Below are 20,157 nucleotides of genomic sequence, written 5' to 3' on the forward strand. Positions count from 1 at the left end.
GAAGGACAATTCGGCTGACATGACCGCTCTGGTACGACTCCGGCTCGACATCGGCTATGACGGGTCGGGCTTCGCGGGCTGGGCGAGACAGCCGAACCAGCGGACCGTCCAGGGCGTCATCGAGGACGCGCTGGCGCGCATGCTGCGCCTCGACCCGCCGCCCATGCTCACCGTCGCCGGCCGCACCGACGCGGGCGTCCACGCACGCGGCCAGGTCGCGCACCTGGTGGTGCCGGTCGCGGCGTACTCGGCGATCAACGGAACGATGCCGCGCCGGCTCGCCGGGCTGCTGCCGCCGGACGTGCGGGTGTGGCGCGTGTCGATCGCGCCCGAGGGGTTCGACGCGCGGTTCTCCGCGCTGGCGCGCCGGTACGTGTACCGGGTGTGCGACAACCCCGTCGGGGTGGAGCCGCTGCGCCGCCACGACGTGCTGTGGCATCCGCGTCCGCTGAACCTGTCCCGCATGAACGACGCCACGCGGCGCCTGGTCGGAGAGGCGGACTTCGCCGCGTACTGCCGGAAGCGGGAGGGCGCGACGACGATCCGCGAGCTGCTGCGCTACGAGTGGGCCCGCGACGACCGCGACCCGCATCTGGCGCTGGCGACCGTGGAGGCCGACGCTTTCTGCCACTCGATGGTCCGCGCGCTGGTCGGCGCCCTGCTCATGGTGGGGGACGGCCGCCGCGACGTGGAGTGGCCCGCCGAGGTGCTCGCCGCCCGCGTCCGCGACTCGGCCGTGAACGTGGCGCCCGCGCACGGGCTGTCGCTGGAGGAGATCCGCTACCCCGACGACGACAGCCTGGCCAGGCGCGCCCAGGAGACCCGCCGCGTCCGGACCCTCAACGCCACCGCCGCCGTCGAGCAGCAGCCCGCCTCGTCCCAGCAGGGGACGGCCTAGGCGCGTGACGACCGCGGCTCCCCCGGCGGGGCCCGCGGCCGTCGTGCGGCCGGCTCAGCCGTGCGCGCGGGCCATGATCGGGCGGAGGTCGTGGTCGATGAACTGCTGGGCGGCCTGCTTGATCAGCGGGTCGCCGGGCTTGGCCTTCTTGCCGTTCGCCCACTGGACGTAGGCGTAGGCGACGTACCGGCCGCGGACGGTCGCCGCCGCGTAGCCGCCGGCGCGGTCGATGTCCGGGGAGTGCTTGCCGGCCATGCCGCGGAACCACTCGTACTTGGCGGGGTCGCCGGCCTTGCTCACCGTGACCGCGGCGGCCTTCGTCGGCATCACCGCGACCCCGGAGGTGACGGCGAGCCCCGTCTCCCGGTCGATGTACGTCGCGCGGATGATCTTGCGGCACTGCTCGCGTTCAAGCGCGCTGAGCATCGAGCCGCGGGCCGCGTACTTGACGTCGCGGTTGAGGGACCAGCGGTCCCGCGTGTAGGTCCGCCCGCCGAGGCGGAGCTTCTCCTGCGGGAACACGTCGCGGAACGAGAGGTCCTTCGGGTCGGTCTTCTCGTCGGCGATGTTCACCGGGGCGGCCGAGGGGGCCGGCGTCGCGGGGGCGGCCGAGGTCGGCGCCGCGGACGGCTCGGCCGCCTTGCGGGCCTCGCCCTCGCCGCTCGGGCCGTTGCCGCCGACGGTGAACAGCGCGATGGCCGCCGCGACGACGACCGCGGCGCCGCCGCCGATCAGCAGCGTCCGGCGCCTGTTCCCGCCGGACGCGCCCTGCGGGGGAGTGCCGGGCGGCGGCGGGGTGTCGAGCGGGACGCCGCCCTCGGCGTGGTAGACGGGCGCGATCACGGGGGTCTGGGCGCCGGCCGCGGCGCCGTCCGCCGTCTCGGGGTGCGGGAACGGTCCGCTGCCGGTGGGCGGCACCACACCGGGCGGCAGGATCGCGTCGGGCACCAGCACGGCCGTCTGCGCGGCCGCGTTCTCGGCCTCCTTCGCCTTCTCGAAGGCGGAGAGCGGCGCGGGACCGTTCTCCGCGGTCTCGTTCACGGCGGAGTTGTCCACGGTGGTCTCGTCCTCTGCGGTTTCTTCCTCGGGGGCGGCGCCCTCCGGGCGGACGGCGGCGAAGCCGTCGGGGTCGGTGTCGTCGCCCGCGGTGGGGGGCTTGACGAGCGGCGCGGCGGGCACGGCCCGGCGGGAGTCGACCGACGGTACCCCCTCGCCGGCGACGAGCGTCCCGGGCGGCCCGGTGGCGGGCGGCCCGGCGGGGCCCTCCTCGTCCGCGCCGTCCTCCTGCGCACTGTCCTCTTGCGCGCCGTCGTCCTGCGCGCCGTCGTCCTGCGCGCCGTCGTCCTGTGCACTGTCGTCGGCCGCGGTCTGCGCCGCGGCCTCGGGCTCGACGGCGGGAGCGCTCTCTTCGGCCCGGGGCTGCGCCGCGGCCGCCGGCGGCTCTCCGGCGGGCGGGGCCGTGCCGGCGGACTCGGCGGCCCACCAGGGGGCCTCCAGGCCGAACGAGGGCAGCCGGAAGGAGGCGGCCTCGGCGGCCGATGCCGCCTCGCCGGCGGCCTTATCGGCGGGGGGCGCCGAGGCCGCGTCGGCGGGCCCGGCGCCGGCCGGGGGAGCCGTGCCGCCGAAGCTGGGCGGCGCCGGATCGGCGGGGACGCCTGACGTCCCCGCCTGCTCGGCGGTCTCCCGGGTGTCTCTAGGTCCAGACATAAGCAGTGAGGGTATTTCGGAGAGGTCACTTTTGGAGGGGCTTGCCTTCGGTTTCCCTGTAGTGCAGGGCCAGGGCGAGATTGCTGCCCTTGACCATCTGCGTACCGAAGACTCGGACGGCCGCATGGTACTTGCTCGCGACCTTCTTGCCGTCCGGGCGTTGCACCCACGTCATGATGACGTAGTGGCCGCGTGCCTGCGAGGTGCCGAACGCCTCGCCCTTGCCGTTGGTCTTGGACGCGCCCTTGCCGGGCAGCGCCTGGAGGAACGCGTCCTTGCCGGCGGCGGCCTTCACGGCCGTCTTGGCGGCCGCCTCGGTCTTCAGGTTGAACACGCCCACGGTACCGATGAGCGAGCCGGTGGAGAGGGCGTAGGTCGCCCGCAGCGCCTGCGTGCAGCCGCCCTTCTTCAGGGCCTTCTCCAAGGCAGTGCCGCCGACGACGCCGGTACAGCTCTTCTTCGCGTCCGCGGCCGTCCGCACGTACTTGTAGCCGCCCGCCGTGAACTTGCCCTTGCCGAAGACCTCCTTGAGGGTCAGCGGCTTCGGGTCGGTGCTGCGGCTCTGCAGCTTCACCGGCGCGAGGACGGGCTTCGTCGGGCTCGGCGTCGGCTGCGCCGGCGTGGACGCGGCCTGCGTCGGCGCCGCCTTCGGCTTGGAGTCGTCCTTCAGCAGCGACGACAGCCCGACACCGCCGCCGATGAGCAGGATGCCGGCGACGGCCGAGCCGCCGATGATCAGCGGCAGGTTGCGGCGCCGCCCGGGCGGGGGCGGCCCGCCGGACGGACCGGGTGGCGCGCCCTCGGGGAAGCCGTAGGCGTCATCGCCGAAGGCGCCGCCCGCGACGGGCTCGTCGCCCCAGGCCGCGGTCGGCCGGTCGTCCCACCCGCCGGGCTGGTCGTTCCACGCGGTGGGGTGGTCGTCGCCCCGGTCGCGCGGTGCGAACGGGGCCTCGTCGCTGTCATGGCCGTACGGCGGCGCTTCGGCTCGGGGTCCGTACGGCGCGTGCGGCGCCTGCCGAGGGGGCCAGTCGCCGGGTTTGCCTTGATCGCCCGGATAACCCATGGGGTGGACCTTACCGTCCCTCATTCGGGAGCGGGTCCGGTCACTTCCAGCCGAAGTCCTGGGTCCACAGCGGGCCGCCGGGTCCCGAGGCCACGCCGACGCCGATGGCGCGCAGGCCGCAGTTCAGGATGTTGGCCCGGTGACCGGGGCTGTTCATCCAGCCCTTCACGACGGCCGCGGCGGTCGGATAGCCCTTGGCGATGTTCTCCGCGCCGGGGCTCGTGTACCCGGCGTCCTCCATCCGCTTCCACGGGCTGTCGCCGTTGCGGGACGTGTGGTCGAAGTAGTTGTTGGCCGCCATGTCCGCGGAGTGCTTGCGGGCCGCGACGGTGAGCCGCGAGTCGGTGCGCAGCGGCTGGCAGCCCTCCTTGGCGCGCTCGGCGTTCGTGAGCGACACGACGGTGGCCTCGCTGCCGGACGATGCGCCGCCGCCGCCCGGTGATCCGCCGCCTCCGCCGGACGGCGGCCGGGCCGGTTCGGACGCCTTCTTGGACTTGGACGGCTCGGCCGACGCGCTCTTGCTCGGGTGGATCGGCTTCAGCGGCGGCGTCTGCTCCGCGGCCGTGGGCGAGGGCGATGCGCTGGGCGCGCGCCTGCCGTCCGCGGGGGCGCCGGACTCCGGGCCGGTCCCGGTCGGCGCGTCGCTCTGCGGCCCCGGCGGGATCACGGCGGACGGCCGCGCGTCCGGCCCGGACGCGGCGGTCTTCTCCGACCGCAGCTGGGGCAGGACGAGCCGGTCGATCGCGACGCCGATGCCGATGGCGAGGCCGGACGCGGTGACGACCACCATCAGCCCGGTCGCGCTCTTGGCCCGGGACCGCTTGCGTCCCCTGCCGCCGGGCCGGCGGCCGTGCGCGGCGCCGTCGTCCGGGCGGCGTCCGCGCGGCGGGGGTCCCGAACGGGACGCGCCGCGTCGCGGGCCGCCCGCGACGAGTTCGTCGCGGGGAGGGGGGACGTCGGCGCGGCGCATGGGGCCGCTCCGCCCGTCATGCCTGGGCTGGTGGCCTCCGGCGGAACCGCCGGGTCTGCGGGGAGTGGACAGCGGGGGCTCCCGGGTGCGGGCCGGCACGAGCCGGCGTGGACTCGGTCGCCCGGCACCATATCCCCATATGCACCCCGAGTTACGAGAATCTCTCAAGAAAGATCAAAATCACTACCCACCGTCACTTTGACGCCGCTCAGTGTCTCCTCGGTGCGACCTGGCTCGTCCTGGACCGCAAGGGGGAAAGACTGTGCGGCAGGTGGGCGTGCTTCGCCTCTCCCGTCTGACGAGCGTGGTGCGTGCTGCGCTCGCCATCCTGTATCCTGCGTAGTTGTTGTGTGCGTGACGCCTGCCCGCAGGGCGGCGCGGCGCCGCAGCGAGCCGGTGCGTCCCGAGGCGTACGCGTCAAGTGCCGCGAACGCGGGCCCCGGCCTCCCGGAGCGCACGGTCGGATGATCCTCTGATCGGCGCGAGCAGGATTTCCGCTGATACGTGGCGCTCGCCCGCGAGGGGGAGCGGAGGATCGAAACCGCTGAAGTCGACGAGAAACGAAGGCTGACGACCGTGCGCACGTACACCCCTAAGCCCGCTGACGTCCAGCGTCAGTGGTACGTCATCGACGCGACCGATGTCGTGCTGGGCCGTCTCGCCAGTCAGGTCGCGCAGCTGCTGCGGGGCAAGCACAAGCCGATCTACGCACCGCACCTCGACACCGGTGACTTCGTCGTCATCGTGAACGCCGGCAAGGTGTCGCTGTCGGGCAACAAGGCGGAGCGCAAGAAGGCGTACCGGCACTCCGGGTACCCGGGCGGGCTCCGCTCGGTGACCTACACCGAACTGCTGGCGAAGAACCCCGAGCGGGCGGTCGAGAAGGCGATCAAGGGCATGCTGCCCAAGAACTCCCTCGGCCGGAAGATGTTCGGCAAGGTGAAGGTCTACGCCGGGCCGGACCACCCGCACCAGGCGCAGAAGCCGGTCCCGTTCGAGATCACCCAGATCAGCCAGATCGCGAAGTGACACCCGCGCCTCCGGGCGCACCCAGAGACACGAGGCCGCCGGGGCACCCGTCAGACGGGTCGGCCGCCCTGGCTAGAACACCCTGAGGAGAACCGTGGACGACACCACCGGCGCCCCCGAGGCGGGCGCCGAACTCGACTCGTACGAGGACGCTCCGTCCGAGTACAGCACCGAGACCCCCGAAGCCGCCGGCGAGGGCCTCCTCGGCCAGCCGGTCGCGACCGGCCCGGCCGCCGGCACCGGCCGCCGCAAGCAGGCCATCGCGCGGGTCCGCATCGTCCCCGGCAGCGGCCAGTGGAAGATCAACGGCCGCACCCTGGACCAGTACTTCCCGAACAAGGTTCACCAGCAGATCGTGAACGAGCCGTTCGTGCTGCTGGGCCTGGAGGGCCAGTTCGACGTGCTCGCGCGCGTGGGCGGCGGCGGCACCACCGGCCAGGCCGGTGCGCTGCGCCTCGGCATCTCCCGCGCGCTGCAGTTCGCGAACATCGAGCACCGCCCGGCGCTGAAGAAGGCCGGCTTCCTCACCCGCGACGCGCGGGTGCCGGAGCGCAAGAAGGCCGGTCTCAAGAAGGCCCGCAAGGCTCCGCAGTACAGCAAGCGTTGATCGGCGGTACGAGCCGTCGCACCCCGTGGCCTCCACGCGGCCGTTCCGCGTGGCCGGCGCGGCGGGTGCGGCGGCTCGTACGCTTTCCGGGGTCGTCCAGTCTCATCGGGAGTTGAACTGTGGCTCGTCTGTTCGGGACCGACGGCGTGCGCGGGCTCGCCAACCGCGACCTGACCGCACCGCTCGTCATGGACCTGTCCGTCGCGGCGGCGCGGGTGCTGGGCGAGCAGGGCGCGTTCAAAGGCCACCGGCCGCTCGCCGTGGTCGGGCGCGACCCGCGGGCCTCCGGTGAGTTCCTGGAGGCCGCCGTCGTGGCGGGCCTCGCCAGCTCCGGGGTGGACGTGCTGCGCCTCGGCGTCCTGCCGACCCCGGCCGTCGCGTACCTGACCCACGCGCTGGACGCCGACCTCGGCGTGATGCTGTCGGCGTCGCACAACCCGGCCCCCGACAACGGCATCAAGTTCTTCGACCGCAGCGGCTACAAGCTGCCGGACGAGATCGAGGACCGGATCGAGGCGCGGCTGGGCGAGGAGTGGGACCCGCCGACCGGTGCCGGCGTCGGCCGCGTCCGCGAGGCGCACGGCGCCGTCGAGCAGTACGTCGCGCACCTGCTGTCGACGGTCACGGTGTCGCTGGACGGCCTGCGCGTCGTGGTCGACTGCGCGAACGGTGCGTCCTGCGACGTGGCGCCGGAGGCGCTGCGCCGCGCCGGCGCCGAGGTCTACACGATCGGCGCGGCGCCGGACGGCCTGAACATCAACTCGGGCTGCGGCTCCACGCACCTGGAGGCGCTGCGGGACGCCGTCCGCGAGCACGGCGCGGACGTGGGCATCGCGAACGACGGCGACGCCGACCGCTGCCTGGCCGTGACCGCGACCGGCGAGGTCGTGGACGGCGACCAGATCATGGCCATCCTCGCCCTCGACCTGCGGGAGTCGGGCGCGCTGCCGTCCGACACCGTCGTCGCGACGGTCATGTCGAACCTCGGCTTCAAGCTGGCCATGCGGGAGGCCGGGATCACCGTGGTGGAGACCGCGGTCGGCGACCGGTACGTCCTGGAGGCGATGAAGGCGGGCGGCTTCGGGTTCGGCGGCGAGCAGTCCGGCCACGTCATCATGCTGGACCACGCGACGACCGGCGACGGCGTCCTGACCGGCCTGCACCTGGCGGCCGCGATGGTCCGCCGGGGCCGCCCGCTGGACGAGTTGACCAAGGTGATGACCCGGCTGCCGCAGGTGCTCATCAACGTCCGGGACGTCGACAAGAACCGTGCGAAGACGTCCTCGGAGCTGGCCGGGGCCGTCGCCGCCGCGGAGGCGGACCTGGGTGAGACGGGCCGTGTCCTGATCCGGCCGAGCGGCACCGAGCCGATGGTCCGCGTGATGGTCGAGGCGGCCTCGGAGGACCAGGCCCAGTCGGTCGCCGAGCACCTCGCCGGCGTCGTGAAGACCGCGCTGGGCTAGCGCTCGTCGATCTCCAGGCGACCCACCTTGAGGTGCTTGATCTCGACGGTCCCGGCCTCGAGGTGGGCGATGACGGCGCGTTTCACCACGAGCTTGCCGATCGCGACGGCGCCGATCGCCAGCGCACCGAGCGCCATCGAGCCCACCGCCAGCGACCCGAGCCCGTTCCCGAGCCGCACCGTGAGCCCGGTCGCGGACGCCCCGGTCACCTCCGCCCCGGTCGCCCGCGCGCCGACGCCCCGCTCCGTCCGGACCCTCGGCCGCTCGTCCGCCGTGCCCTGCTCGTTGACTTCGTCGCTCATCGGACGAGCATATTCGGCCGTGCGGTGACCCGAGCGCCGGCGGACGCGGGCCCGGCGGTCATCCGCCGCACAGGTCGAGCATGATCTTCTTGTCGGCGTCCGTGACCGGCAGGTCGTACTTCAGCGCCACCTGTGCGAAGCGGACGCTGTAGGAGCAGCGGACGCGCTTGTTCGGCGGCAGCCACGACGCCGGGCCGGAGTCGCTCTTGGCCCCGTTGAGCGGGCCGTCCACCGGGATGAGGTTCAGCGGGTCGTTGGCGAGGGATTCGCGCTTGTCCTTCGACCAGCGCGCCGCGCCCATCTGCCAGCCGTACGACAGCGGGATCACGTGGTCGATCTGGACGGCCGTCGCGTGCGCCTTCTTCCACTCGATCGTCTTGCCGGAGTACGGGTCGTGCAGCGTGAGGGAGATGATCACGCAGTCGGACCCGGACCGGTAGCGGACCTTCTCGCCGTCGCGCTTCAGCAGGTCGTTGCGCGTGTCGCAGCCGTTGTGCGCGAACGGCACGTCGGGTGCGCTGTCCATCCACGCGTAGCCGAACTTGTCGCGCTCGTAGCCGGTCTTCGGGCCGCGTCCCTTGGTGTCGACCTTCTCGATGAGCTTGCGCGCCTCGGCCCGGTCGCCGCCGGAGGTGATGGCGGCGAGGCCAGGCTTGGTGCCCTTGGGGTTGTCGAGCGGGCTGGCCGCGTTCCCGTCGCCCTGGCCGGACACGGCGCCGCCGGGCGCTTCGGACGGTGCACCGGCGTTCAGAGTCGCCTCGCAGCCGGACAGCGCCAGCGGGACGGCGAGTGCGAGCGCCGCCGCGGCCAGCAGCCTCCGGCCCGGTTCCCGCCGAATCCGGTCATGTCGCGTCATGCCGTCACCACCCTGGGGTCGTTGTCGTTATTTTTCACCAATAGGCATGCAAATAGCCGATCAAACCGCATGTCGTACCGCCGCCGCCACACGACCCCTCCGTTTGCGGCACCATTGGCCGGTGCTGCATCTGAGAGCGATCGTCCCGGCGGACCGCACCGAGGCCGTCTGCGCGGTGCTGGCAGACTGCGCCGGCGCCACCAACGTCGTCGTCATCGGAGGCGCCGCCCGGTCCCCGCGCGGCGACCTCCTGACCGCCGACATCGCCCGCGAATCCGCCAACGAGGTGCTGGACGCGCTGCGCGCCATGGACGTCCACCGGGACGGGTCCATCGCGCTCGACAAGGTCGACCTGACGCTGTCGCATACCGCCGACCAGGCCAAGGAGCGGGCGCCCGGGCATGGCGACGACGCCGTCATCTGGCAGGAACTCGACCGGCAGGTCACCGAAGGAACGGCGCTGACCTGGTCGTTCGTCGCGTTCCTCGCGCTCGCCACGCAGCTGGCGGGGATCGCCGCGCTGATCGACTCGCCGGTGCTGGTGGTCGGCGCGATGGTCCTCGGGCCGGAGTTCGGCGCGGTCGCCGCGATCTGCTACGGGCTCGTCCGATGGCGGCCGGGGCACATCGTCCAGGCGGTGCGGGCGCTGGCCGTCGGGTTCGCCGTCGCGATCGTGCTCACCTATGTGTGCGCCCTGGTCAGCCGGTGGATCGGGGTGATCGAGCTGGACCGGCTGCCCGACCAGCGCCCGCTCACCGCGTTCATCTACAGCCCGGACCGCTGGTCGTTCATCGTCGCGCTGCTCGCCGGCGGCGCCGGGGTGCTGTCGCTCACCGCGGGCAAGTCGTCGGCGCTGGTCGGGGTGTTCATCTCCGTCACCACCGTGCCCGCCGCCGGGAACCTCGCGGTCGCGCTGGCGCTCAAGCACGGCAGCGAGATCACCGGCTCACTGCTGCAGCTCGCCGTCAACTTCGCCGGAATGATCATCGCGGGGACGCTCACGCTGCTCGTCCAGAAGGCGCTGTGGGGCGTCGTTCTCCGGCGGGGGCGACGTCCGGCCGCCGGACGTCGTACTTAGGTCGCCGCAAGACTGGACGAAAGGCTGCCCCCGCATAGCACTTCAGGGTGACGTGCCGCCCGATACCAGCCGCTAAATTCGGACCATGCCGATAATCGCCACCCAGGGCCTGACGATGAGGTTCCCCCGGGTGACCGCCTTGGACGACCTCAACGTGGCCGTCGAACCGGGCGTCGTCGGGCTCGTCGGAGCCAACGGCGCCGGCAAGTCGACGCTCATCAAGATCCTGCTCGGGCTGCTGCCGCCGACGTCCGGCACCGCGACCGTGCTGGGCCTCGACATAGCGCGCGAGGGCCTGCGGATCCGGGAGAGCGTCGGGTTCATGCCCGAGTACGACTGCCTGCCGCCGGACGTGTCCGCGACCGAGTTCGTCGTGCACATGGCCCGCATGTGCGGGCTCCCCCCGGCCGCCGCCCGCGAACGCGCCGCCGACACGCTCCGGCACGTCGGCCTGTACGAGGAGCGCTACCGCCCCATCGGCGGATACTCGACCGGCATGCGCCAGCGGGTGAAGCTCGCGCAGGCCCTCGTCCACGACCCGAAGCTCGTGTTCCTGGACGAGCCGACCAACGGCCTCGACCCGGCCGGACGCGACGAGATGCTCGACCTGATCCGCCGCATCGGCGCCGAGTTCGGGATCAGCGTCCTCGTCACCTCCCACCTGCTGGGCGAGCTGGAGCGGGTCTGCGACCACGTCGTCATCATCGACGGCGGCAGGCTGCTGCGGTCCCAGGCCGTCGAGGCGTACACGACCGCGAGCGGCGTGCTGACCGTCGAGGTCGACGAGGGACGGGACGTGCTCGGGCAGCACCTCCACGACCAGGGCGTGTCCGTCCATCCGGAGGGCCGGTTCCTCATCGTGGACATCGCCGGCGAGACGACCTACGACCAGATCCGCGACGGCGTCGCCGGCCTCGGGCTGCGGCTGATCCGGATGGAGCAGCGCCGCCACCACATCGAGGAGGTCTTCCAGACCGGGCCGCCCGCGCCGCCGGCCCCCGCCGGAACCGTCCAGCAGGGAGCGCCGCGATGAGCACGAGCACGATCCACGACATCGGCTACCGCCACTACGACGGGCGCCGCAACGGCCGCGCCTACGTGATGCGGTCGCTGTACGTGCACAACCTGCGCGCAGCGTTCGGGCTCGGACGCCCCGCGCGGGCCAAGGTCATGCCGTTCCTGCTGGTGGCGATCATGATGCTGCCGGCCGCCGGGTCGGTCGCCGCGTTCGCGTTCAGCAAGGAGCCGGACGCCCTGTTCCGCTACTCCTCCTACGTGAACATCATGCAGGTCATCGTGGCGATCTTCCTGGCCACGCAGGCGCCGGTGCTGGCCTCGCGGGAGGTGCGCTTCCACGTCATCCCGCTGTACTTCTCGCGCCCGGTCGGCCATCTGGACTTCGTCCTGGCGAAGGCCGCCGCCCTGACGACCGCGCTGTTCGCGCTGATGGCGGTGCCCGTCACCGTCCTGTACGTCGGCGGCCTGATCACCAAGATGCCCGACTCCGGCGAGCAGCTGCTGAAGTACCTCGGCGCCTTGGTCGGGTGCGTGCTCTACGCGCTCGTGCTGGCCGCGATCGGGATGGTGGTCGCCGCGTTCACGCCGCGCCGCGGCTTCGGCGTCGCCGCGGTCATCGCCGTCTACATGATCAGCGCCGCGTTCGTCGGCGCCGTGCAGGGCATCGCCGAGGCGGAGACGAACTTCACCCTGCAGGGCTGGATCGGGCTGGGGACGCCGTTCAACCTCGTGGACATCGTCCAGGTCCGGCTGCTCGGCGCGCAGTCGTCCTCGCCCGGCATCGCGCCCGGCATCACCGGCGGCGCGGTCGCGCTCGCGGTGTGCGCCGTCATCGTCCTCGGCTCGATCGCGGTCCTGTACCGCCGTTTCCGGAAGGCGGGCCTGTCATGAGTGAGTTGGTCCTGGAGGACGTGTCCCGCTGGTACGGGAATGTCGTCGCGGTCAACGGCGTGTCGATGAAGGTCGGGCCGGGCGTGACCGGTCTGCTCGGCCCGAACGGCGCCGGCAAGTCGACGCTCATCCACATGATGGGCGGGTTCCTCGCGCCGTCGTCCGGCAGCGTCACGCTGGACGGGAAGCCGATCTGGCGGAACCCGGGCGTCTACCGCAGCCTGGGGCTCGTTCCCGAGCGGGAGTCGGCGTACGACTTCCTCACCGGCGAGCAGTTCATCGTCGCGATGGCGAAGCTGCACAAGCTGTCCGACCCGGCCGCCGCCGCCCGCCGCGCCATCGGCCTCGTCGAGATGGACTACGCCGCGCAGCGCCCGATCGGCAACTACTCCAAGGGCATGAAGCAGCGGATCAAGATGGCGTCCGCCCTGGTGCACGACCCGCCCGTCCTGCTGCTGGACGAGCCGTTCAACGGGATGGACCCGCGGCAGCGGCTCCAGCTCATGGACCTCATCACCCGGATGGCCGAGGAGGGGCGCACGATCCTGTTCTCCTCGCACATCCTGGAGGAGGTCGAACGGCTGGCCAGCCACATCGAGGTCATCGTCGCGGGCCGGCACGCCGCGTCCGGCGACTTCCGCAAGATCCGGCGGCTGATGACCGACCGGCCGCACATCTTCGCCGTCCGCTCGTCCGACGACCGGCGGCTCGCCGCCTCGATCATCGCGGACGGCTCGGCCCGCAGTGTCCAGCTCACCGACAAGGGGCTGCGGATCGAGGCGGTCGACTTCCAGCGCTTCACCCTGCTGCTCCCGCAGCTCGCCCGCGACGCGGACGTCCGGCTGTGGGAGGTCTCCCCGGCGGACGAATCCCTCGAAAGCGTCTTCTCCTACCTGGTGGCCAGCCGATGAACCCGACGATTGCGATGATCACGTTCCGGGGGATGCTCGGACGCAAGCGCGCGCTGCTCCTGATGGGGCTGCCGCTGATCCTGCTGATCCTGGCGGTCGTGCTGCGCGCCGCAGGGCAGGACGACCTGGACGTCTCCGCGGGCGTCCTGCAGCGGTTCGGGCTCGCCACGCTGCTGCCGCTGCTCGCGCTGATCGCCGGCACCGGCGTGATCGGCCCGGAGATCGACGACGGCCAGATCATGTACGTGCTGACGAAGCCGATCCCCCGCGAGGTGATCGTGCTGACGAAGCTCGTCGTGGCGATCGTCCTGACGACGGCGTTCGCGACCGTCCCGACGCTGTTCGCCGGCCTCATCCTCACCGGGACGACGGCGCAGCTGACGCCCGCGTTCACGGTCGGCGTCCTGGTCGGCGGCGTCGCCTACAGCGCGGTGTTCGTCGCGCTCGCCGTCGCGAGCCGCAACGCGGTCACGATCGGCCTGCTGTACGCGCTGGTCTGGGAGTCGCTGCTCGGCAACTTCGCGCCGGGCGCCAAGTCGGCGTCCATCCAGCAGTGGTGCCTGTCCATCACGGACGCGCTGACGGACGCCTCCCCGGTCACCTCGACCGTCGACCTGCCGCTGGCGATCACGCTGCTCGTCCTGGTCACCGCCGCGGCGACCCTGCTGGCGACCTTCCGGCTCCGCTCCCTCCCGGTCGCCAGCGCCGACTGACGGGCAGCGGCCCGCCGGGGACCGGCGGGCCTCCCGTCCGGATCCGCGAGGCGATCGCCGCCTTCTGGCGGCGGTCTCACCGCCGGTCCGGTCAGTAGGCCTCGGGTGTTCCGGTGACGAGGGTCGTTACGGGATACCCGTCCAGCTCTTGTGGCACATCGCGCCGCACGGATTCGCTCGTGACGTGGACACGGATGACGTCGGTCCCGTCCGGTGCACGGCTCTGGTCCAGCCCCACGACGCCGTCGATCGACAGGATCCGCTCCGCGTGCCGCTGTATCGCCTGCGCCATGGACGGCGGGTGGGGCGGCGGACCGGACGATGCCGCCGCCCCTGCCGGAGAGTCATGGGGAGACTCGTGATCCTGCGGTTCTCGGCCCTTTCCCATGACCTCTCCTGTGCCGGCGTCAACTACGGGTGTGGAGCTCGATCTCGAGTGCGCTCAAGACCTTGGAGATCGGGTTCGCGTAGGTGATCCCCCTCTCCGAGCCCGCGAAGAGCAGACCCACCGGATTCTTCGGTGCGTCCCACGTCCAGATGCAGGACCCGGAGTCGCCGGGCGCCGAGAAGCGGGTCCCTTCGGCGCCCTGGATCGTTATCTGCTCGCGGAAGAACGCCCGCAGGGTTCGGTTCCGGTAGTTGACCACGCCGCACCAGCCGAGACCGGTCACGGTTCCCCGGGTGCGTCCAGTGGTGCGGCCGGACTTTCCGACCTGCATGCCCTGCGTGGCGAGGACGGGCTGATCGCTGATGTCGAAGTAGCTGACCGTGCCTCCGTCCGTGTAGCCGATCTGCGGCGTCACCGTGTCCGGATCGCACTCGGCGACGGCGCAGTCGACATAGTTCGCCGGGCGCTCCTGTCCGTCGACGAAGTGCAGCTGCACGAATTCCAGCAGCTCGGCGATCTCGTCCTCCGGGCAGCGCCCGCGGTCGCGGACGGCCGGCTGCGAAATGCGCTCGCCGGGCTCCGCGTCGTTCAGGCGGGCGATGACGTGGTTGTTGCTGAGCAGGAGCACCCGGTCGTCGTCCGGGTCCGTGTGCTTCGCCAGGCAGCCGAGCGTGCCGGCTCCCCGCGACCGGCAGTTGCCGATCGAAAAGCCGCCCGGGGCGGGCCGGACGAGTTTCTTGTTGTCCTCCAGTGCTTCGATGACTCCGCTGGTGATGAAACGAATGGGGACGTCGCCCGCCGACCGGACCCCCATCGCGTCCACGACGGTGGACCGGGCGTCATCATGGGTCGCCGATTCCGCCAGGTGCACATCGACGACCGGTGACGACGTACCCCCGGCGTCCGCCTCAGCCAGCCCGATGGAGACTCCCTGCACATTCCCTGCCCCCCGGAAGTCATCGGCGAAATCGGCGCTGGGCTGATGCTGGATCTCGGCCTCGATGGCTGCGGCGATCTCGTCTCTCACCGCCATGATCTCAACCGGTACGGAAGCGGACCAAGGTTGCGAATTATCGCTGCTCATGAATTAATTCCCTCCATCAAAAGACCGCACCGAGACGGTGCGATGTCCGTGCCGATCCCGCTACGGGACCACTACGTAGACGCAGCCGGGATCGCTGCTCGCGCTGAGCTTCAATGCGTTCTGCACCGCCGCCTTCACCGTGTCGGCGTGGTGCGGGTCCCGCGGGATCTGCAGGCTGTCCGCCAGGCAGATCACCGCGTACGTCGCGTTTCCTCCCTTCGCGCTGATCTGCTGGCCTTTTCCGTAGCAGTGACCGGTGTTGTCGATGACCTCGAACCCGAGGCCCTGGTTGTCAATGCGGACGGGATTGCGCCCGCTGGAGGAGATGATGGTGCGGCCCGTACGCCACAGGTCCACGAACTCGATACCGTCGGCCTGGTCGCCGATCTGCCTCCGGACGGTCCGATTCGTCTGATCGAGCGTGCGCGGCCTGCCTTGCAGCAACTGCACCATTGTTCTCTCCTCTTCCGTGCTCTGCTGTTCCGAGATGCCTCGTCGTGCCCGATGAAGATGCCCGGTGCCCCGTGTGAAGGAACGGTGGATGGACGGCTCGGGCCGGGCCGTCCGAGGGGCACCGGGCACGTTATGAAATCGGTCGGATCACGCCGGTCAGCTGCTCATCACCGCCGCCGGGGGCGTGTTCAGAACCGTGCCGGGGTCGACTGCCTCGCCGTTCGCGACGTGCCAGTTGTTCTTGTCGTCCAGCACCACGGTCTTCGCCTGGACCCCGTTGTCGTACGAGATGAGCTGGGCGTCGGTGTACGACGCCATATCCAGCATCTGACACTTCTTCAGGTTCCCGGCGAGGATGTGGTAGCGGGGGTGCAGAGTGCCCCGCTGCGTGATGTTGGGTCCCGCCTCGACCACGCATGCCGGCTGCCCGTCGAGAGTGATGGCGACCGAACTCGGCTGGACGCTCGGCGTCGGCACGGAACCGGTGTTGCTGATCCACAGCTTGTCGTGCGCCGGATCCGGGTCGCGGGTCATCGACCGGAGCAGGAAATCCCCCTCCACATAGTCGAACTGGGCGGCGCACTGGGCCGCCGAGGCCGGGTCGGCCTCAAGGGAGCCGTGCGCAGTCCACTGGTAGTCCTTGACCGCACCGCTCGCCGACCACGCGAATCCCCAGTTGATGTCCCAGGTGAACGTGTAGGTGTTCCCAGGGTGGATGACCTGGGTCAGCCACGCGGTGCTGAGGGCGCTGCCGTTGCGCGCCTCGGGCAGCTCCGCCACGATCGCAAACTTGGGGCTGCCTTGCGCGAGTTCCGAGTAGTTGGTGACGGACATCGTGTAGGTCGTCATGCTCTCGCCTTTCTGAAGGACCCGGCGATCGAGGGTCCTGGTGACACTCTCTGGTTAATCGCCGCGCCCGGTCTGCCGTGCATTCGCTGTGGCACTTTTCGGTGGACAACGAATTCACGATGGTCTTCGACCGGTCCTCACGCTACGCAGCAGTGCCATTGAAGAGAACCAGTGGACGGTAAAGCAATGCCCATGGCATTTGCAGGCGAGTCCGCCGCCGGCCCGCTAGGACAGGGAATGCTGCATTCCCTGTCATGAGTGAGCGGAGAAGATATCTGCGAAGCCACTCCTATGCTGCCCCATAACAATTCCCTGGGCATTGAGGTTTCCAATGCTCGGCGTCCGGGGAAGGGGTCAAGCCGGTGGCCGCGACCGATCGCGGTGACCGAATATCGGAAATCAGAAGGAAGTGGACGCCTTGGACGGCTATGCCAATGATGCGCTATCGGATCCCTTTTCGGCGGGCCGGGCGGGGAAATGATCATGACTACAGAAATGATCTTGACGGCCGAGGTCCCATTGGGGCGGGCGGCGGAGGAATTCCTCGTCCGCCGGGACCTGGACGCCGACACCGTCCGGTCCTACGGGCAGACGATGCGGTGGTTGCGCCGGGAGTTCGGGGATGGCGCGCCGCTCACCGAACTCACCCCCGAACGCGTCGCCGAGGCTTTCACCGGGACGTGGGAGGAATCGGCCGCCCGCACCTGGAACCGGCACCGCGCCACGCTGCGGTCGTTCACGACCTGGGCCGCCCGGCGCGGGTGGGCCGTCGGAGACCTGGCCGCCGGCGTCGCGCGGCGGCCGGAACCGCGGGGGCGCACGCGCGTCCTCGACCGGAAGACCATCGCGGACCTGCTGGAGCGCGCCGACGTCCCGCACCGGGAGAGGACGCTCTGGCGGCTGCTGTACGAGTCGGCGGCCAGCGCCGAATGGGTGCTCTCGCTCAATATCGAGGACCTGGACCTCATGCACGACCGCGGCAGCGTCGTCCGGGACGGTGCGGTCCGCTGGATCCGCTGGCAGGCCGTCACCACCCGCCGGCTCTTCGCCCTGATCGACGGGCGCCGGCGCGGCCCGGTCTTCCTCGCCGACCGGCGGCCGGCCCCGGCGCGCATGCCCGGCGCGTCCGACCTGTGCCCGGTCACGGGCCGGGGCCGGCTCTCCTACGAGCGTGCGCAGTACCTCTTCAAGCGGGCCACGCGGGACGACGACCCGGCCGGCCATGGCTACACCCTGTACCAGCTGCGCCACTCCAGGCTGACCCATCTCGGCGAGGACGGATGGACGGCGGCGATGCTGATGAGCCTGTCCGGCCACGACAGCCTGCGGAGCCTGACCGGATACGTCGATCCACAGCGGTCTGCCGGGGTGTGCCGTATCCGTGCGGTGTGACGCGTGTTACAACGGGCCTGGAGGGTCTTTGATCGTTCCAGTCAAGGGAGTGTGCACCCATGTCAGTCACGCGCCGCCGGCTCCTGGCGGGGACGGGCGCGGTGGGGGCGGGGATCGCCTTCACCGGCGCCGTCGAGCAGCTGTTCGCCGGGGGCGCCGCAGCCGCCCCGGCCGGCCGCCATGACGGGTACGGGCCGCTCGTGCCCGACCCGGACGGCCTGCTCGACCTGCCGCGCGGGTTCCGCTACACCGTCCTGTCCCGGGAGGGGGATCCGCTCCGCTCCGGGGAGGGCGCGGTGCCGAGCCACTGCGACGGCATGTCCGCCTTTCCCGGACGCGGCCGCACGTGGCTCGTCCGCAACCACGAGAACCGCCCGGACGCCGAGCACCGGGTGCCGCCGGTCGAGGGCGTCACCTACGACCCCGGGGGCCTCGGCGGCTGCACCGCGCTGGAGGTCGACCGGGCCGGGCGGGTGCGCACCGAGCGCGTCGCCATCGCCGGGACGGCCGTCAACTGCGCCGGCGGCCCGACCCCGTGGCACACGTGGCTGACCTGCGAGGAGACCGAGGACAAGGCCGGCACCGGCAACTACACCAAGGACCACGGGTTCATCTTCGAGGTCGACCCGTACCGGCGGGACCGGACCGTCCCCGAGCCGCTGACCGCGATGGGCCGGTTCCAGCACGAGGCGATCGCCGTCGACCCGCGCGACGGCACCGTCTACGAGACCGAGGACGCCTTCGAGAAGCCGTTCGGGCTGTTCTACCGCTTCCTGCCGGAGAACCCGCGCGGCGGATTCGGCAGCCTGCGGGCCGGCGGACGCCTGGAGGCGCTGTGCGTCCCGGACGTCCCGGACCTGTCGGTCGTCCAGGAGCCCGGCACGGTGTTCCACCACGTCGAGTGGAAGAAGGTGCCCGATCCGCTGGCGAAGGAGACCGGGATCCGGTTCCAGGACTTCGGGCCCGGCGGCATCACGCACGCGCAGAAGCTGGAGGGCTGCTACTGGGGCGGCGACCGCGTCTACTTCGTGTCGAGCTTCGCGAAGACGGCGGACGGCTCACGCGCCGACCACTTCGGGCAGGTGTGGTCGTACGAGCCGCGCCACCGCCGCCTCACCCTCGTCATCGTGTTCGGGCCCGGCACCGACGTCCAGAAGCCGGGCGAATCGCCCGACAACATCTGCCTGGCGCCGCAGGGCGGGCTGATGGTGTGCGAGGACGGCAACGGCGCCCAGTACGTGTTCGGCGTGTCCCGCCGCCGCAAGGTCTACCCGATGGCCCGGAACAGGCAGAACATCGGCACGGAGGACGAACCCGAATGGGGCGAGTTCGCCGGCGTCACGTTCTCCCCGGACGGCCGGACGATGTTCGTCAACGTCTACACACCGGGCACGACGTTCGCCGTCACCGGCCCCTGGCGCTAGCTAGATCCGGCGGAGGCGGACGCGCTGGACGCAGTGGTCGCGGTTCTTGTGCAGGACGAGAGTGGCGCGGGCGCGTGTCGGCAGGATGTTGGAGACGAGGTTGATCTCGTTGACGTCCCGCCACACGCGCTGCGCGAACGCGGCGGTCTCGTCCTCGTCCAGTTCGTGCGCGTACTTGTGGAAGTAGGAGCGCGGGTCGGTGAACGCGGTGCGGCGCAGCGCGAACAGCCGGTCGATGTACCACTGCCGGATGTCCTCGACCCGCGCATCCACATAGATGGAGAAATCGAAGAAGTCGGACACGCCGAGGGTGCCGGGCGGCGGCGCCTGCAGCACGTTCAGCCCCTCGACGATCAGGATGTCGGGCCGCCGGACGGTCTGCGCCGCGTCCGGCACGATGTCGTACTCCAGGTGCGAGTACACCGGGATCGGCGCCTCCGCCGCGCCCGCCTTGATCGCGGCGACGAACCGGACGAGGGCGCGGCGGTCGTAGGACTCCGGGAAGCCCTTCCGGTCCATGAGCCCGCGCTCGGACAGGACGGCGTTCGGGTAGAGGAAGCTGTCGGTCGTCACCAGCTCCACGCTCGGATGCTCCGGCCAGCGGGCCAGCAGCGTGCGCAGCAGCCGGGACGTGGTGGACTTGCCGACCGCGACGCTGCCCGCCACGCCGATGATGAACGGCGTCGGCCGCACCTCGCCGCCGAGGAACCCGCTGACGGTGTCGCGGAGCCGCCAGTCCCCCAGGAAGAACAGGTTGAGCAGCCGGGACAGCGGCAGGTAGACCTCTTCGACCTCGGCGATGTCGATCGGGTCCTTCAGGCCGCGCAGCGCCTCCAGCTCACCGGGCGTGAGCGGCAGCGGCGTGTTCTCCCGCAGCCCGCGCCAGGCGTCGCGGGAGAGTTCCACGTAGGGGCTCGGCACGCTGTCCCATCCGTCCGTCATGGCTGAACACTACGGGGGCGGTTCAGCGTGTCACCGGGTTTTCACCGGCTGTTCACGGTAGCGGCAACGTCCGCGCCGCCTGCGGGTAGGCCCTGGCCAGGACACCGAATAGAGTTGCCG

The 20,157-nt window shown here is 71.3% G+C and carries 21 protein-coding genes; 11 read left to right on the top strand and 10 right to left on the bottom strand.

The window, feature by feature from the left end; genetic code table 11:
• The first annotated feature begins 19 nt into the window (after positions 1-19).
• Entirely contained in the window at positions 20-898 is an 879-nt protein-coding gene (gene truA / locus AL2_RS04775) for a tRNA pseudouridine(38-40) synthase TruA (RefSeq protein WP_083945924.1), read from the top strand.
• A gap of 54 nt (positions 899-952) precedes the next feature.
• On the opposite strand, the gene AL2_RS04780 is transcribed toward truA, so the two are convergent.
• From AL2_RS04780 to AL2_RS04790, 3 genes are read right to left on the bottom strand one after another with little or no spacing between them, the layout of a single operon-like run.
• Positions 953-2,605, bottom strand: a complete 1,653-nt coding sequence (locus AL2_RS04780) for a hypothetical protein (protein WP_067629448.1) — start codon at positions 2,603-2,605, stop codon at positions 953-955.
• Positions 2,606-2,630: 25 nt separating this feature from the next.
• Positions 2,631-3,668, bottom strand: a complete 1,038-nt coding sequence (locus AL2_RS04785) for a hypothetical protein (RefSeq protein ID WP_067629450.1) — start codon at positions 3,666-3,668, stop codon at positions 2,631-2,633.
• A 40-nt stretch (positions 3,669-3,708) separates the two neighbouring features.
• On the bottom strand, positions 3,709-4,638 hold the full coding sequence (locus AL2_RS04790; protein ID WP_083945925.1) for a CAP domain-containing protein: 930 nt from the start codon (positions 4,636-4,638) through the stop codon (positions 3,709-3,711).
• 576 nt (positions 4,639-5,214) lie between these two features.
• Here AL2_RS04790 and rplM point away from each other — a divergent pair.
• The 3 genes from rplM (at position 5,215) to glmM (ending at position 7,737) form a co-directional block, all read left to right on the top strand.
• Positions 5,215-5,667 carry a 50S ribosomal protein L13 gene (rplM, locus tag AL2_RS04795; RefSeq protein ID WP_067630355.1) on the top strand — a complete coding sequence of 151 codons (453 nt, stop codon included), beginning with the start codon at positions 5,215-5,217 and terminating at the stop codon, positions 5,665-5,667.
• 94 nt (positions 5,668-5,761) lie between these two features.
• Positions 5,762-6,274 (top strand): 30S ribosomal protein S9, encoded by a 513-nt coding sequence (rpsI, locus tag AL2_RS04800; RefSeq protein WP_067629452.1) that lies wholly within the window; start codon positions 5,762-5,764, stop codon positions 6,272-6,274.
• Positions 6,275-6,393: 119 nt separating this feature from the next.
• Positions 6,394-7,737 (top strand): phosphoglucosamine mutase, encoded by a 1,344-nt coding sequence (glmM, locus tag AL2_RS04805; protein ID WP_067629454.1) that lies wholly within the window; start codon positions 6,394-6,396, stop codon positions 7,735-7,737.
• On the opposite strand, the gene AL2_RS04810 is transcribed toward glmM, so the two are convergent.
• Positions 7,734-8,039: a hypothetical protein gene (locus AL2_RS04810; RefSeq protein ID WP_067629456.1), complete on the bottom strand. Its 306-nt coding sequence runs from the start codon at positions 8,037-8,039 to the stop codon at positions 7,734-7,736. The genes glmM and AL2_RS04810 overlap by 4 nt on opposite strands.
• Before the next feature lie 58 nt (positions 8,040-8,097).
• The gene (locus AL2_RS04815; RefSeq protein ID WP_067629459.1) at positions 8,098-8,895 is read right to left on the bottom strand and encodes an HNH endonuclease family protein; all 798 of its coding nucleotides are present in this window, start codon (positions 8,893-8,895) and stop codon (positions 8,098-8,100) included.
• 121 nt (positions 8,896-9,016) lie between these two features.
• On the opposite strand from AL2_RS04815, the gene AL2_RS04820 reads away from it, so the two are divergent.
• The 5 genes from AL2_RS04820 (at position 9,017) to AL2_RS04840 (ending at position 13,505) form a co-directional block, all read left to right on the top strand.
• Positions 9,017-9,973: a DUF389 domain-containing protein gene (locus AL2_RS04820; protein ID WP_067629460.1), complete on the top strand. Its 957-nt coding sequence runs from the start codon at positions 9,017-9,019 to the stop codon at positions 9,971-9,973.
• Positions 9,974-10,058: 85 nt separating this feature from the next.
• Positions 10,059-11,006 carry an ABC transporter ATP-binding protein gene (locus AL2_RS04825; protein ID WP_067629462.1) on the top strand — a complete coding sequence of 316 codons (948 nt, stop codon included), beginning with the start codon at positions 10,059-10,061 and terminating at the stop codon, positions 11,004-11,006.
• Complete coding sequence (locus tag AL2_RS04830; protein ID WP_067629464.1) at positions 11,003-11,881, top strand: ABC transporter permease; 879 nt, start codon at positions 11,003-11,005, stop codon at positions 11,879-11,881. The genes AL2_RS04825 and AL2_RS04830 overlap by 4 nt, the downstream gene beginning before the upstream one ends.
• Positions 11,878-12,792, top strand: coding sequence for an ABC transporter ATP-binding protein (locus AL2_RS04835; RefSeq protein WP_067629466.1), 915 nt, complete (start codon positions 11,878-11,880; stop codon positions 12,790-12,792). The genes AL2_RS04830 and AL2_RS04835 overlap by 4 nt, the downstream gene beginning before the upstream one ends.
• Positions 12,789-13,505, top strand: coding sequence for an ABC transporter permease (locus AL2_RS04840; RefSeq protein ID WP_067629468.1), 717 nt, complete (start codon positions 12,789-12,791; stop codon positions 13,503-13,505). Before AL2_RS04835 ends, AL2_RS04840 begins: the two co-directional genes overlap by 4 nt.
• Before the next feature lie 91 nt (positions 13,506-13,596).
• Here the strand turns inward: AL2_RS04840 and AL2_RS04845 are convergent, their stop codons facing one another.
• From AL2_RS04845 to AL2_RS04860, 4 genes are all read right to left on the bottom strand, one after another.
• Positions 13,597-13,797 carry a hypothetical protein gene (locus AL2_RS04845; RefSeq protein WP_067629470.1) on the bottom strand — a complete coding sequence of 67 codons (201 nt, stop codon included), beginning with the start codon at positions 13,795-13,797 and terminating at the stop codon, positions 13,597-13,599.
• Between the two features lie 115 nt (positions 13,798-13,912).
• Complete coding sequence (locus AL2_RS04850) at positions 13,913-14,977, bottom strand: chymotrypsin family serine protease (RefSeq protein WP_157438005.1); 1,065 nt, start codon at positions 14,975-14,977, stop codon at positions 13,913-13,915.
• Between the two features lie 60 nt (positions 14,978-15,037).
• Complete coding sequence (locus tag AL2_RS04855; RefSeq protein ID WP_067629474.1) at positions 15,038-15,430, bottom strand: hypothetical protein; 393 nt, start codon at positions 15,428-15,430, stop codon at positions 15,038-15,040.
• 156 nt (positions 15,431-15,586) lie between these two features.
• A complete protein-coding gene (locus tag AL2_RS04860; RefSeq protein WP_067629475.1) occupies positions 15,587-16,279 on the bottom strand; it encodes a RhiA family protein in 693 nt (230 codons plus the stop codon).
• A gap of 501 nt (positions 16,280-16,780) precedes the next feature.
• Between AL2_RS04860 and AL2_RS04865 the strand changes: the two genes are divergently transcribed.
• Both AL2_RS04865 and AL2_RS04870 read left to right on the top strand, forming a co-directional pair.
• Positions 16,781-17,671 (top strand): tyrosine-type recombinase/integrase, encoded by an 891-nt coding sequence (locus tag AL2_RS04865; protein WP_169806464.1) that lies wholly within the window; start codon positions 16,781-16,783, stop codon positions 17,669-17,671.
• A 59-nt stretch (positions 17,672-17,730) separates the two neighbouring features.
• Positions 17,731-19,095, top strand: coding sequence for an alkaline phosphatase PhoX (locus tag AL2_RS04870; protein ID WP_067629481.1), 1,365 nt, complete (start codon positions 17,731-17,733; stop codon positions 19,093-19,095).
• Here the strand turns inward: AL2_RS04870 and coaA are convergent, their stop codons facing one another.
• Positions 19,096-20,037, bottom strand: a complete 942-nt coding sequence (coaA, locus tag AL2_RS04875; protein WP_067629483.1) for a type I pantothenate kinase — start codon at positions 20,035-20,037, stop codon at positions 19,096-19,098.
• Positions 20,038-20,157 lie beyond the last annotated feature (120 nt).

This window comes from Actinomadura latina NBRC 106108, assembly GCF_001552195.1.
Taxonomy (GTDB): domain Bacteria; phylum Actinomycetota; class Actinomycetes; order Streptosporangiales; family Streptosporangiaceae; genus Spirillospora; species Spirillospora latina.